10 protein-coding genes are annotated in these 14,699 nt (G+C 38.7%); 5 read left to right on the forward strand and 5 right to left on the reverse strand.

Annotated elements, in window-relative coordinates; genetic code table 11:
• Positions 1 to 359: 359 nt before the first annotated feature.
• The 5 genes from J4N46_RS03310 to J4N46_RS03330 form a co-directional block, all read right to left on the reverse strand.
• Entirely contained in the window at positions 360 to 1,631 is a 1,272-nt protein-coding gene (locus J4N46_RS03310; protein WP_208058160.1) for a leucine-rich repeat domain-containing protein, read from the reverse strand.
• A gap of 432 nt (positions 1,632 to 2,063) precedes the next feature.
• Positions 2,064 to 3,857, reverse strand: coding sequence for a chloride channel protein (locus J4N46_RS03315; protein WP_208058161.1), 1,794 nt, complete (start codon positions 3,855 to 3,857; stop codon positions 2,064 to 2,066).
• 117 nt (positions 3,858 to 3,974) lie between these two features.
• Complete coding sequence (locus J4N46_RS03320; protein WP_208058162.1) at positions 3,975 to 5,744, reverse strand: aminopeptidase P family protein; 1,770 nt, start codon at positions 5,742 to 5,744, stop codon at positions 3,975 to 3,977.
• 85 nt (positions 5,745 to 5,829) lie between these two features.
• Positions 5,830 to 6,042, reverse strand: a complete 213-nt coding sequence (locus tag J4N46_RS03325) for a hypothetical protein (RefSeq protein ID WP_208058163.1) — start codon at positions 6,040 to 6,042, stop codon at positions 5,830 to 5,832.
• Between the two features lie 35 nt (positions 6,043 to 6,077).
• Entirely contained in the window at positions 6,078 to 6,755 is a 678-nt protein-coding gene (locus tag J4N46_RS03330) for an outer membrane beta-barrel protein (RefSeq protein WP_208058164.1), read from the reverse strand.
• A gap of 215 nt (positions 6,756 to 6,970) precedes the next feature.
• Between J4N46_RS03330 and gldB the strand changes: the two genes are divergently transcribed.
• The 5 genes from gldB (at position 6,971) to J4N46_RS03355 (ending at position 14,447) form a co-directional block, all read left to right on the forward strand.
• Positions 6,971 to 7,954, forward strand: coding sequence for a gliding motility lipoprotein GldB (gene gldB, locus J4N46_RS03335; protein ID WP_009415337.1), 984 nt, complete (start codon positions 6,971 to 6,973; stop codon positions 7,952 to 7,954).
• A gap of 6 nt (positions 7,955 to 7,960) precedes the next feature.
• Positions 7,961 to 9,421: an NAD(P)H-hydrate dehydratase gene (locus J4N46_RS03340; RefSeq protein ID WP_208058165.1), complete on the forward strand. Its 1,461-nt coding sequence runs from the start codon at positions 7,961 to 7,963 to the stop codon at positions 9,419 to 9,421.
• A 93-nt stretch (positions 9,422 to 9,514) separates the two neighbouring features.
• Positions 9,515 to 10,258, forward strand: a complete 744-nt coding sequence (locus tag J4N46_RS03345) for a YggS family pyridoxal phosphate-dependent enzyme (protein ID WP_208058166.1) — start codon at positions 9,515 to 9,517, stop codon at positions 10,256 to 10,258.
• Positions 10,259 to 10,309: 51 nt separating this feature from the next.
• Complete coding sequence (locus tag J4N46_RS03350) at positions 10,310 to 12,787, forward strand: hypothetical protein (protein WP_009415340.1); 2,478 nt, start codon at positions 10,310 to 10,312, stop codon at positions 12,785 to 12,787.
• Positions 12,780 to 14,447 (forward strand): nuclease domain-containing protein, encoded by a 1,668-nt coding sequence (locus J4N46_RS03355; protein WP_208058167.1) that lies wholly within the window; start codon positions 12,780 to 12,782, stop codon positions 14,445 to 14,447. Before J4N46_RS03350 ends, J4N46_RS03355 begins: the two co-directional genes overlap by 8 nt.
• Positions 14,448 to 14,699 lie beyond the last annotated feature (252 nt).

A 14,699-nucleotide genomic window follows, 5' to 3' on the forward strand; every position in this document is an offset into this window, starting at 1 on the left:
TTACAATTCGGGGCAAAAATATAAAGATTTTTTGAAAAAAGCAAATAAAAATGTATTTTTTTGAATTATATGTAAGAATATTTTTATATTTAATGATTTTAACGATTTTGAACTAAATAATACTGAAGAAAAATAATTACAATAGGTTACTTTGTTGTATTTATAATTAATGCATTAAATTATTAGTTTTTTATTGTTAATAATAGTTATTCTTAGTATTTATATATAATTATTAGTCATTAGTGAAAGAAAAAAAAGAGACTACCTTTTTCGGTAATCTCCTTTTTATAAATCGCTATAAAACTTATCAGATTGCTTTATAAACTAAAATCGCTTTATTTATATACTTAGTCGTTTTTCTATTGGTTACCAACGGTAGTCTGCATAATAGTACCATCGGCTTTTTGTTTGAATACTTTCCATTTCTTTTCGCTGCGGAGCTTTGTTACTTGAGCATCGCTGATTTCGTTTTGCTCATTAGCCGCTTCAGAGAATACAAGAATCAAACCTTCTGTATTTACTTTCAGTCCGTTGATTAGCTGAGTATATGCAGCTGAGCTGATACGATTTAAGCTACAAGCTACAAGTTTCATATTAGGATTAGAGCGGAAATCAAGTGCTGTGAGCCTATTATCACTTACTTGTACCTCTTCTAATTGAGTTAAGCGACTGAAATCTAAACTTGTAAGCTGATTAGACCCTGCATCAAAATCTTTTACTTTAGTATTCTTACTAATATCTAATGTGGTAAGTGAATTAACTCCTACATACAAAAGTACAAGCTCTGTATTTTTGGTAACATCAAGTGTTCTGATTTTGTTTCTTGTACAAGCAAACTGTTGTAAGGCTACGTTCTTTGTAACATCAAGGCTCGTAAGCTGATTGCCTGCACACGCGAAAACTTCAAGAGCTACGTTTTTACTAACATCAAGACTTGTAAATTTATTACTATTTAACGACAATGTTTTTAGTTTTACATTGTTGTTTAGGTTGATGTTTGTTAAAGGAGTTTTGCTAATTACTAATTTTTCTAAGGCAGTATTTTGCGACACATTTAGTGATGGCAATACCACGCTTTGCAAGAGCAATTCTCGCAAATCAGTCTGGCGACTAAGGTCTAAACCTGTAAGCGTAAGGGTTTTGGTACCTGCCAAGGCAAGAGCTTTTACCAGCGTATTCCCAGAGAGATCTACCCCTTTTATTTTTTCGTCCATTATAGCAAAACGAATTACCTTACCACATACGGCAAAATCTCTTCCTTTTAGTTCGTACTCGGTATAAGAAGCTCCTTTTGTGTAATCTCTTTCAAATTTAGTTACAAGGTCATCAGTATCTTCATCATAAGTACCATTGTTATTCCAGTCTATAAACACATCGGAGCGTTCCGTTTCACGAGCGTAAATTAACAATTTTACTTTTTCACCAGGCCCCTTTTCGGTATTTACCACAATTTTATGGGTTGCAGCACCAATGATTTTCTTTACAGGTGGTACTTTGGGCTCTGCGGGGCGTGCCTCAGGGGTAGGTCTAAAAGCTTCATTATCTTTAGAGCACGACACGCTTAGCGTTCCTGCTACAAGGAGTGTTGCCAATGGCAATATCCCTTTTTGGAGAAGTTTCTTCAGATTCATCGTTCAATTTGTTTTTAGTTTTATACTTCAGTTAAGCTATTATTCGCCGCAAAGGTAAAAAACAATTTTATTAATAACAAACTTTTTTAATTATATTTTTCTGAATATTTTTTCATTAACCTTTCTTTAACAATATAAAAATTCTTATTTTATTGAATATTTTTCATTAAATATATTCATTTTATTGATAATGTAATAGTGTTTCATTATAATTGTTGATTTTTTTAAAATAATATTTTTTTTTGTGTTTTACTGATATTTGTGATATATGTAATTGCATTATTAACAAAAAAAGATGTTTTTTGTTGTTTTATATATAATTTTTTTTGGGTGATAAGATTGCTCTGAAAACAAAAAAACTTTAGCAAAGTTTCAATACTTTGCTAAAGTGTGTGGTGCTTTTGCCTAACTTATACTATTAAGGTGTAACAGTTACTGTGTGAAGTAAATCAGCTTGCGCCTGTAAATGCTCAATAGTTTTGATTTGCTAATAAACCCGTAGTACTCGCCATTTTTCACCACAGGTAGATTCCAAGCTCCCGTTTGCTGAAACTTATCCATTACAGAGCTCATTTTGTCCTCACCCATCGTAATTACGGCTGGTGGCAACTGCATTAGCTGCGTGGCATCTATCTTGTCGTATTGGTCAGTATCAAACATTAGCTGACGTATATCGTCTAATAACAATATTCCCTTCAGTGTATTGTGTTCTCTATCGAGTACAGGGTATATATTTCTGTTGGAATAGCGCACTACATCATACACTATTTCCCTGAGTTTCATATCGGTATATACGGGTGTGAAGTTGTGTTCTACTACCTGCTCAAAGTTCATTAACGTAAGTATTGATTGGTCTTTGTTCTGCGAGATGAGTTCGCCTTTGCGCCCTAATTCCATCGTATAAATAGAGTATTTATTGAAGGATTTGGCTACCAAGAACGACACTGCTGCTGTGAGCATTGCGGGCACTAATAGCGAATAACCGCCTGTTACTTCAGCAATCAAGAAGACTGCTGTAAGTGGTGCGTGTAGCACTCCTGTCATCAGGGCGGTCATTCCCACCATTGTAAAGTTGGGCAATTCAGCTTTATAGCCCAGTACGGGGAATTGGTTGATAATCCGAGCCAAGCAGTTACCCATTACCCCTCCCATAAACAGCATAGGCGAAAAAATACCTCCCACTCCTCCTGCACCAAAGGTAAGCGAAGTGGCTACTACCTTAGCAAAAGTAAGCCCTGCAAGTAGTAATATGATAATCCAAGCGTTCGTTAAATCCCAATTAAAAATATTAGAGCTTAAGGACAATTCAGGATGTCCTTCTTTTAGATGGTTGATAGTTTCGTGTCCTTCACCATATAGCGGTGGCATTATAAAGATGAGCAACCCCAATAGTGCGCCTCCAATTATAATCCGTAGGTAAGGTGAAGCCAACTTTTTGAAATAGGCGTTGAGCTTTTCATATACATAAGTAAAGTAAGCCGACATCAGTCCGCCCACAACTCCTAATAATATATAAAACGGAATACCTTGTAGTGAAAAACCCTGTGTGATTTGTATCGGGATAAGGGCTTCATTACCAAAGAAAAAGTAAGAAGTAAACACCCCGCTAAGCGAAGCAATAAATAGCGGTATGAGTGAAGAGAGCGTAAGATCGAGACCGAAGACTTCTATGGCAAACAATATTGCTGCAATAGGCACTTTGAAAATAGAAGCCAATGCCGCTGCGCAAGCACACGCCAACAACAGCATACGGTTGGTTTGGTTGATATGAAAAAAAGTACAGATATTGGAACTTATCCCAGCACCTGTAACCACCATAGGTCCCTCTAAACCTACCGACCCCCCAAAACCAATAGTAATAGGTGCTACTAACAAACTACCATATGCCTGAAAGCGCTTCATCACTCCTTTTTGGTGCGCTACAGCATATAGTATCGAAGGAATCCCGTGGTTCACATCATTGCGTACTACGTATTTCTTCACCAAATACACCACCCCAAAACCTATAGTAGGCAGTATAAAGTAAAAGCCATAAGTAATGGTTTGTGCCAATTGCCCGTCTAGCAGCCATTGCACCAAGTGTGTAAAGCTACGCATAGCCAATGCTGCCAAGCCTGTAACAATGCCTATTACCCCGCTCAGTATCAGTATAAAATGCCGCTCACTGATGTGCTTTACACGCCATATCAGCAAGTCTCTTACAAAGTTTTTCTGTTCTACCCCCATAATTCAAAAAAATAACATATAAAAACTTTGCCAAAGGTCGTGAGACGACAGTCTGTAGAGCTTTGGCAAAGTTTTTTAATAGCCAATGTGGCTTGTGCCTAACGACTACCCATTAGCTTACAACGGCTTTACTAATTCTAAAAACCACGCTTTTACTTCACCTTCCAATAGTGGTGCCAATTTTTCTTCGCAAGTTTTGTGGTAATTGTTGAGCCATTCTCTTTCCACATCTGTAAGCAATGATACATTGATAGCCGAACGCATAAACGGACAAAGAGTAAGCGTTTCGAAATCGTAGAAAGTACCAAATTCATTTTGGGCAACTTCGCGTACTGCTATTAAGTTCTCGTGCCTAATACCATATTGGTTTTCAAGGTAAAAACCAGGCTCATCAGAGCATACCATACCTGCCAAAAGCACTTGTGGGTTCATATCTTTACGAATGTTTTGAGGTCCCTCGTGCACATTCATAAAACTACCTACCCCGTGCCCTGTGCCGTGTCCGTAATCTTTATGACACTTCCAAAGAGCCATACGAGCATAAGCATCTAATTGTACCCCACGTGTGCCTTTAGGGAATTGTACCATTGCCAGCTGTATCATACCTTTTAGTACTAAGGTAGCATCGTCAATAAATTGCTGAGAAACTTTTCCTAAAGGTATTGTACGTGTAATATCGGTAGTACCTTCAAGATATTGTCCTCCTGAATCTACCAGAATACTACCTTCAGCTTTCAATTCACTACTGCCTTGTTCGGGTGCTGAATAATGCACTATGGCGCCATTGCCCTGATAACCAATAATACTACCAAAACTTTCACCTACAAAGTTAGCCCCTTCGGCACGGAAATCGCGTAATTTGAGCCCCACACTATATTCGGTCATAGGTTCTTTGCCTACATTGTGCGTTAGCCAATACAAGAATTTTACCATAGCCACCCCATCGCGTACCATTACTGTGCGGAAACCTTCCAGTTCGGTAGCATTTTTTACGGCTTTCATCAGGTTGCCTGGTGTGGGCAGTTGTACTAATGTATTGTGAGTCCCTATTGTATCAAAAATAGCTTGATTGCTATTGGGTGACAACAATATAGTTTGTCCTTTTACCCCAGCTAAGTAAGTAAAGAAACTATCGTAAGGAGCTACTTTCACGTTTGCCGCTTTTAGGTGAGCTTCCACTTCGGGAGTAACCTTTTGAGTATCTACGAACAAGGTAGCATCTTTGTCAGTTAAAGCAATATAGCCTAAAAATACAGGGTTGAATTTCACATCGCTACCGCGCAAGTTCAGTGTCCAAGCCACATCGTCAAGGGCTGTGATGAGGTGCAAGCCCGCTTTGTGTTGAGCCATAGCTTTACGTATAGCTGCTAATTTATCGGCAACGGTTTGTCCAGCCCATTTATCGGGGTGAACGAAGATAGTGTGCAACGGGTCTTTTTCGCGGTTTGTCCAAACAACATCAATCAATGGCTGATGTTGTAGTTGTATTTTTTTTGTTTTGAGTGTATTTTGTAGTTTTTCAAAAGCGAGGTGTGAAGTAGCCAAAGCATTAAGAGCTACAACGCTACCTTCGGGGAGCTCCTGTAGTAGCCAGTCGGCATAGTCGGGGGTACCTTCTACACCCTCTTTGAAAAGTGTAATGCCAGAGTCTTTAAGTTCAATAGCTGCTTGTACAAAATAGCGGGAGTCTGTCCATACTCCTGCTTTATTTAGCGTAACTACTACAAAACCAGCTGAACCTGTAAATCCTGATAGCCAAGCACGTTCCAGCCATTCTTTAGGCAGGTACTCACTCAAGTGAGGGTCGGCACTGAATACGATAAAAGCGTCAATTTGGTGCGCTTTCATTTCCTTACGCAAAAGCGATAGTTTTTCTACTGTTTTCATTATTAATTGTTATATTAGTTTGTTTTTCTGTCTTATTTATCTTCATAATGCCCATAACAACTAAGCAACACTACTTTGATTTTCATTATTTTAAAAGTCTTTGTCGCATTTCTTCTCTGTTTATTTTCACTTCTTTACTTGCCATAGACTGGGTTACCATAGCACGAAAATCACTTTCTGTCATAGTAGTTTCATCTTTTTCTAATATTGTAGTCTTTATCTTCAACATTTTAAATAAATGTTGTATAGTAGGTAAATCTACATCATTTATAGTTGCTTGTATAGTTGTTGCACTCATAATTCTATATTGTTTTTATCTAATTTATCATATAACTATTTTTTGTTGTTTGTATTTCTCTTTCCTATTTTAAGTCCTGCGCTTGCTGAAATGGCTACGTGTATACTTCGTGCCTCTCTAAAATCTAAATATTTCATACTTCTTTTTGAAGCCATAGGGGTAAGGTTTACAGAGAGCCTACCGTCAATCATAAATACTACACGGGGCAAATCCCACAAGATACCTCCTCCTACATTGAGGTCTAATACAGCCCTGTTAAAATGTTCTGTGACATCAAAATTTTTATCTTCTTCTTTATCATACAATATAGCTTCTCCCAAAAACTTAGGGGCTATACCCAGCTGCCCAAAGCCTCTAAATTTATTGGTGCCTTCACATTGCAACAGCAAAGGCATATTCAGATATTTAAACAGATACAGATGGCGTTCGCTGGGAAACCAATTAGCCCCACGCGGACTAAAACTTACGCTTTCGGTGCGGAATAAGGTTTCGCCGTGAAATGTGAAATGCCGTGAAAAAGGCACTCTTACAAAAGCACCTCCTTGTAAAACGCCTAAGTAGGCAAAGGTTTCTATATCATAAGGTACTGTAGCTTTGGGTACTGTAATTATACTTGTGCTGCTAAGAGGGTTACTCAGTTTTACCCCTATTGTTACCTGAGCCCAGCTGTGTAGCCCAGCCCATAAGCATAGTATTGTAAAGAATCCTTTCATAATTATACGTTTTATGAAAATTACTCTGCAAAGATACAAAATAATTTTGAATTATGGATTGTGAAATTTGATTTTTTCGCTCACATACTCGGCTGCGCCAGCTCGCCGACTTTCCTTCGCTTATCCTTCGCTCAACCTTCGCTCAACCTTCGCTCAAGGTATGAGGTGGTAGTTAATCATTATTTTTGTATCTTTGCGCCAAAATTAATAATAAGATGATAAAAAGAATCATATTACCCTTATGGTGCTTGTTGGTAGCCTGCACCAGTAAGCAAGAAAAGGAAATTGCGCAAATACCTATGCACTTCAGTGTCATACGGTTAGACTCTCTTTTTGTAAAAACACCCGATGACCAATTCGCTAAACTGTGTGAGCAGTATCCTTATTTTTTTACCTCGACCATATCTACTGAGGAATGGTTGCAAATACGTAACGGACTTATTTTTCCTGAACAGCCGTCTTTTAAACTTTATTATTCTGATATTTATTCTGAAATTCAAAAAAATTTAGGTGACTTTTCTGCTCAAAAGAAAGAACTTAAAAATCTCTTTCAGCATCTGAAATACTACTTTCCTAAGTTTGAACCGCCACGTGTGGTAACTTTCATTAGCAGGGTAGATTACGAATCGAGGGTTATTTATGCCGATAGTCTCTTGCTTATTGGTAGCGATAACTATTTAGGTGAAAAACACCCTTATTACACTGATATGCAGCAATACATCAGTACGGAACTTGACAAAAAATACCTTGCTGTAGATGTTGCCGATGCTTTTGCTAACAAACTTGTGCCTCGTGGTGCTCACCTCACTTTCTTGGACAATATGATTTACGAAGGCAAAAAACTCTATTTAGCCCATAAACTACTTCCCAAAAAAGACCTTGCTGCTCTCTTGCGTTACAGCGATGAAAAATACCAATGGGCTGAAGATAACGAGCCCGAAATATGGCGTTATTTTATAGAAAAACAACTGCTTTACCAAACGGATAAAAAGTTGCTTTTGCGATTTATTTACCCTGCTCCTTTTTCTAAATTCTACTTAGAGCTGGACAGCCAATCGCCTGGGCAAATAGGCAAATTTATAGGTTTGCGGATAGTGCAAGCTTATGCCGAACGCAACCCCGATACGCCTCTTGTGAAGCTGCTCACTCTTAGCAGCGAAGAACTTTTTAATAAATCTCTCTATAAACCTAAAAAATAACACGTTATGAAAATACTTACCCCCCTACAGCTTAAGCAAGCCGATACGCTTACCTCGCAAAAACAGCATATCACTTCGTGGCAACTAATGGAACGTGCGGCTTATAAACTGCTTTCTTGGGTTACCCAATACGTTAGTAAATCCGACCCTATCACTATACTTGCAGGTGCTGGTAATAACGGTGGCGATGGACTTGCCCTTGCGCGCTTGCTACGCGAAAACAACTACCAAGTGCAGGTGTACCTCCTTGCCTTTGCGCCTCTTTCGGCTGATTGTAAAATCAATAAAAAAAGACTGGAAGAAACACAGGTATCCCTCACTATCCTTAACCAAGCTCCTACACACCCCATCACTCTTTCGCCTGTAGTTATAGATGCTATCTTCGGCACAGGGCTCAACCGTCCTGCCCCCCAATGGGTACAAACTATTATACAACAAGTTAATAACTCGGGGCGCTTTATTATCAGTGTAGATATGCCATCGGGTCTCCCCACCGATGCGCCACCTTTCCCGAATGCTGCTTTTGTGAAGCCTACCGTAGTGCTTACTTTTCAAACGCCTAAACTGCCTTTTTTCTTACCACAGACAGGACAATACATTCACGATTTTGTTATTTTAGACATTGGCTTGGACGCCCAATACCTCACTGAAACAAATACGACTTATACTTACCTCACTAAGGATAGCTTACCCCAGAGAAGATGTCGCCCTAAATTTTCACACAAGGGTACTTACGGGCACGCCCTTTTAATAGGTGGTAGCTATGGCAAAATGGGAGCTGTAATACTCAGCGGTACTGCTGTATTGCGTTCGGGGGCGGGTTTGCTAACGGTAGCAGTACCACAATGTGGTTATGAAATTCTGCAAACAGCCCTCCCAGAAGCTATGGTACTCACCAGCCGTCATCCTCATCATTTTACGGGGGTTACGATTCCCTTTACGCCATCGGTTATAGCGGTGGGTGTAGGCTGGGGTACTCACTTGCACACTGCCCACGCTCTTTTTAAGCTATTTGAGGCTTACCCTCAAGTGCCTTTTGTTATTGATGCCGATGCTCTTAATATACTTGCCGCTGACCCCCAGCTGTTATCACAATTGCCACAGGAGGCGATACTCACCCCTCACCCCAAAGAGCTACAACGCCTGATAGGAGATTGGACAGATGATTATCAGAAACTTGCTAAAGCTAAAGCCTTTGCGGCTAAATATGGGGTAGTGCTCGTCATCAAGGGGGCTCATACTATCATTACGGATGGTTCACACTACTGGATTAACAGCACGGGCAATTCGGGAATGGCAACCGCAGGTAGTGGTGATGTGCTTACAGGTATTATTACGGGCTTACGAGCTCAGGGTTACAGTGCCTTGGACGCTGCTTTGCTGGGAGTATATCAGCACGGGGCTAAAGCTGAAGAGGCAGCACTCAAAAAGGGCTACAATGCACTTATGGCAAGGGATTTGTATTGATGGTGATACCAAAGTGTGTGGCAGAGGAGGGGATGCAATTATACATCAAATAAATTACGATTTAAAAAGTTAGAAAATTAAAAATCAAAATAAATGGAAAATATTTTAGAAAATATAGCGGTTATTAAAAAACGTATAGCGGCGGCTTGCCAACGTGCTAATCGCAATCCTGAAGAGGTAAAACTGCTTCTTGCGACTAAAACGGTAACACCCGAACGTATCAAAGTAGCACTGAAAGCGGGCAATACGCTCATTGCCGAAAATAAAGTGCAGGAACTCAAAGAAAAATATGAAGCCTTAAAAGATACTCCTCATACGAACCATTTCATTGGACATCTGCAAACTAACAAAATAAAAGAAATACTTCGTTATGAGGTTTCTTGTGTAGAATCTGTGGATAGATTGGATTTGGCGCAGAAATTGCATACTCGGTTAGCAGCTGAAGGGCGTGAAATGGATATCTTTATACAAGTGAACACTTCTGGTGAAGAAAGCAAATTTGGTGCACACCCCGATGAGGTTCTCACTCTTGTGCAACAAGTAGCCCAGCTGCCTACGCTGCACATCAAAGGGCTGATGACTATTGGGCTCTTTAGTGCCGAAACTGAAAAAGTACGTGTTTGCTTCCAGCTACTTAAACGCTTGCAACAAGATATTTTTGCGCTACAACTGCCTAATGTAGCTCCGCACGAACTGTCAATGGGAATGAGCAACGACCTTGAAACGGCTATTGAAGAGGGTGCTACTATAGTGCGCGTAGGTACGGCTATCTTTGGACAACGCATTTACCCTGATAGTTATTACTGGTGCGAGTCGCAAGGGCAATGTAGTCATTAGTTTTTTGGATAGTCTCTTGAGATGTAATAAAAATTATTAAAATCAAAATAAATGAAAATAGAAGATATTAAAGGCGATTTTAGTTATCGCGAAAACAGCATTAAATGGTTTACTTTAGAAAACTACCTTTTGGTAGTGAAAGATGAAGATCACCCTGATAAAATTGTAACGCCCTTGCTATACGTGGATAGAAAGGCGGGCAAAGCCCAAAATATAGACCGCTACGATATGGATAAGGTGCTTGTAAACCTTAATATTAATAAACCTGAATTGGGATTTGACCGTTTTGAAAATCAATACCAAGTTATAAAAATAACCTACGGGAATATTATAGCTAATAATTCTGATGACGAAAATGCTCCTAAATGCAAAACTTTTGCTAACAATCTGAACCCGACTTCTAAAAATGAAATTGTAGAAATTATAGAAGCTGACATCTTGGAGGCTGAAGCTAAAATCCGCATCAAACAGCCTAATCTCAATACGCTCCTTACTGATGTATATGCCAAAGATAGTGCTCCTATATTCGTAGAAACTGAAGGTAAAATTATAGGTCCTTTTCTTATCGTAGGACAAGAAGAAGCGAATTGTTTTTCTATACAAAAATATTTGCGCAAAGATTTTTCTTTTGGTGAATATCGTATTACTAATAATACTTATGTGGAGTTCTTGCACTACAACATCAATCGCAAGTTGCACGTGGTGGGCTTTAATAGGCTTGATTTTATACAAGAAATAGATTTTAAAGATGATAAAGAAATACTAAACGAATTTGTAAGCCGAGTGAGCAATTCTCCTGAATTGTTGAACCCTGAACAGATGCAACAATTTCTGAATTTGATAGACGAGGTACGTAATGCTAAAGAAATAAAAAACTACATAAAAGATAACAAACGCGTATACGATTTATTAGAAAAAGCTAATGAAAAACTTATTGCTGATTATAAACTTAGCAATCTTTTTCCGCAAAAAGTAAATATAGACAAAGCTATAGAACAGCTGGAAGAACAAGAAACGAACCTGAAAAACAATATCGGTAACAAGCAAAAACAATTGGAAAAACTGCAAAATGATATTGTAGAAATGGAGGAACGCGTGGCGAACCTAAAGGAAGAAACCCAAAAGAAAATTGCTGAACAGGAAGAAATTATAGCCCAAGAACTCAAAGACTTACGCGAAAACCGAGAAGCTATTAGGCAACAAGTAAAAGAGGAAATAAAAGAAGAGGAACAAACCCTTGTACAACTACGCCAAGAAAAAGAAGACCTTACAGTAATTGTTAATAGCCTGCAACAACAAAACAAAAAAACGCAAAAAGATAGCTACCAAGAGCTGCTGAATATCATTCGCAACAAAAAGTACTTTGATATTTTTAGCGGTAAAGAACTTGCTGACCTACAGGAAGAACAACAACCTACATTTATTAATTTTTCGGTAACTGACCAATACCAAGAATACCAAGAATACCGCGATAAAATAAAAGAAATACTCGGCAAAAACGGGCGTAATTTTGACAGTCATTTTGTGGATAACCTCCTGATAGCGATTCACCAAAATACGCTCACTATTCTTGCAGGGCTACCCGGTACGGGAAAAACGAGCCTTGCGCGCTTGCTTACCCAAATATTAGCCCCCAAAGAGCGTGTAACCGAAGTATCGGTAAGCAGAGGCTGGTCGTCCCCCAAAGACCTTATAGGTTTTCAGAACCCACTTACCAATAAGTTTCATTCAGCCCCTACTGGAGTGTATGAGCTCTTGCAACAGCTGAACTACGAGGTAGAAAACAATACCTATCTGGCATCGCCATTGGCATACATCATCTTGGATGAAGCTAACTTGAGCCCTATAGAGCACTATTGGTCTAACTTCTATAACCTTACCGACTCATATGCACAGCAAGACCATTGTCTTTCTATACAATTGGGCAACAACCATACGCTGCAGTATGCTAACAACTTGCGATTTATAGCTACTATCAATTACGACTATACCACTGAAGCCCTCTCGCCCCGTGTGATAGACCGTACTAATATTATCCAACTGCCCGAAATGAATCACTCGGTGAGTTTCATTACCAAAGAAGAAGTAGAAACGCTGAAAATTTCGTTTGAAAAGTGCATTGCTTTTTTCCAGCTGTTGGATTTTCAAACCGCTCCTAACCTTGATATTTCTTTCAGTGACGAAAATACTGAAATATTCCGTGAGATAAAAGAAGTATTTAAAAAGCTACGCCTTCCTATAAGTTATAGGGTAGAGTTGGGGATTAAGCGTTATTGCAATATGTCTAAATACATAGATGACCTAAACGAAAACATATTGCTGGACTATGCTATTGCGCAACGCCTCTTGCCAATGATAAACGTACAAGGCGAGAACCAAAAAGCTCATATAGATAGGCTTTCACGTATTTTTAGTGAGAACAGGCTAAGAGTATCTGAAAAGATATTGGATAAAATTATAGAAATAGGCGAAAATAATGAAATATTAGGAGGTAACTACAGTTACTTCTTAACCTTATCGTATGCTTAGGATTTTTGAAACTCATAATGACGGCAAACGCGAAGTGTTGCCCGAAGAGGGAGTCTTCAACGTTCTTGAATTAGGACTCTACGAACTGCACTACCTGCCCAATGAGATAAAACCCATACAGGCGAGTGTGGAAGGCACCCCTATACCTTCTGCCTACCTACGTATGGAAGACAATACCTTTATATTTGCTGAAAATAGATATTTTGAAGATTTTTTTGGCGGTATAACCCTCCTTATTGATGGGAATACTTTTGCAATAAACGTACGTATAGGGAAACTGAAACTCTCGGAAATAGAAGATCTTTTTGCCTACCTATGGCGCAAAGAAGAGCGATTTTTAGATGCCTTTTACGCCAAGAACAGCAATATAGAAGTACGCCAAAAGCAAAGCGAAATTACCCAAATTACTAATTTTTTCTCCTTTGTAAACACGTTTGTAAGCGTTTTGGAAAAGTTGTTGCCTTATTTTGAAAAACAACCCCACTTTGTACTTCGCAAGAAGAATACAATGCTCCCTTTCAACTCTAATAAAATGAGCCCTAACGCTATACAATGGATACTCAACAACTTGGACGAAATACAATTTGACGAATCTTATAAGGGGCATTACAAGGCTATACAAATAAAAGACCGCTATGGGCTGATAGATAACATCAGTACAGAAGTGGAAACCAAAGATTTCAATACCTATGAAAACCAAGTGATAATGGGTGCTTTTTTTATCATTATCAAAAGGCTAAAGGCACTAAAGAGAGATATAGAAATAAAATCTAATATCAGGAATACGAGTTTTGATGCTGATAAATACGTGGACTTTAAAGACCTTCGCCGCTTGCCTTTCATCAGATTGCTGGACGAGGCTATGGCGGTGGAACGCAAGGTGCGAGTGCTTGAACGCCGCTATAGCAGTATTTTTGCCAATGTATCGCCCAAGATAGAAAAACCTGTGCTTACCTCTATCTTCAGCCAGAAGCCTCACTACAAACGTGCTTATGAGCTTATCAAAAACTTGGGCAATTATAAATCTGTACAGATAGGGCAATCTAAACTGCTAAATATTAGCAAGCTGAGCAAGCTGTACGAGCTTTACAACCTCTTCCAAATAATAGATACTATTAAGGCAAGTCTTAAGCTATCACTCTTCAGAGTAGATAACGTTTGGAAAAAAGAAGAGCCCGTGATTGAAAAAATGGCTTTTACCAACGATGACTTTGAGGTTAATTTGTATTACGACCACAAGTATTACGGCGAGGGTGTGGGCTATAACGACACCTTATTGAGACGCATAGATAAAGACAAGGACGATTTTTATCAACCTGATTTTATCATAGAGATTATCAACAAAGAGCAGCACAAGCACAAGTATTACCTTTTTGATGCTAAATACTCTATACTAAAGAATGTGCGAACCATACACTTGCCCAGCTTGGAGAAGAAATATTTGGTACGCACGGGTATTTATGGTAGCAGAAACCGAAAAATAAGTGGATTGTACGCCCTCTTTCCTGACACGCAAGGTGAAAAAGTAGTGGAACACCCTTATTACGAACCTAATATAGGGCTTATAGCCTCTAAACCTATGGTGGAAGATGAACTTAGGACGTGTATACACAATATTTTGCGCGAAAACTTGCATTTAGAGTTTGTGCAAATGAAGTAATGCCCTCATAATAGCTTACGATGAGGGAATGATAGCTATATGGTATGTACAAAATATATTTGCTTGCAGAAAATTATTTTGTGATATTTGTAACAAACTGTATAAAGCTTCTAAAATGCGATATAAAGACGATTGTTATATAAAATATTGATAATAAACGAGTTATGAATTTATTATAAAATTGTATTTATTATAGAGTCTGAAGGGGTAAATAAATAAAGCTGCATAAGTTTTTTGTAATTCAAAAAAAAG

Source organism: Capnocytophaga bilenii, assembly GCF_017565765.1.
In the GTDB taxonomy this organism is placed as follows: Bacteria; Bacteroidota; Bacteroidia; order Flavobacteriales; family Flavobacteriaceae; genus Capnocytophaga; species Capnocytophaga bilenii.

Coding starts and splice junctions, on each gene's coding strand:
- J4N46_RS03340 (WP_208058165.1), top strand. CDS start 7,961: ATGAAAATACTTACCCCCCTACAGCTTAAGCAAGCCGATACGCTTACC.
- J4N46_RS03355 (WP_208058167.1), top strand. CDS start 12,780: ATGCTTAGGATTTTTGAAACTCATAATGACGGCAAACGCGAAGTGTTG.
- J4N46_RS03345 (WP_208058166.1), top strand. CDS start 9,515: ATGGAAAATATTTTAGAAAATATAGCGGTTATTAAAAAACGTATAGCG.
- gldB (WP_009415337.1), top strand. CDS start 6,971: ATGATAAAAAGAATCATATTACCCTTATGGTGCTTGTTGGTAGCCTGC.
- J4N46_RS03310 (WP_208058160.1), bottom strand. CDS start 1,631: ATGAATCTGAAGAAACTTCTCCAAAAAGGGATATTGCCATTGGCAACA.
- J4N46_RS03350 (WP_009415340.1), top strand. CDS start 10,310: ATGAAAATAGAAGATATTAAAGGCGATTTTAGTTATCGCGAAAACAGC.
- J4N46_RS03330 (WP_208058164.1), bottom strand. CDS start 6,755: ATGAAAGGATTCTTTACAATACTATGCTTATGGGCTGGGCTACACAGC.
- J4N46_RS03320 (WP_208058162.1), bottom strand. CDS start 5,744: ATGAAAACAGTAGAAAAACTATCGCTTTTGCGTAAGGAAATGAAAGCG.
- J4N46_RS03315 (WP_208058161.1), bottom strand. CDS start 3,857: ATGGGGGTAGAACAGAAAAACTTTGTAAGAGACTTGCTGATATGGCGT.
- J4N46_RS03325 (WP_208058163.1), bottom strand. CDS start 6,042: ATGAGTGCAACAACTATACAAGCAACTATAAATGATGTAGATTTACCT.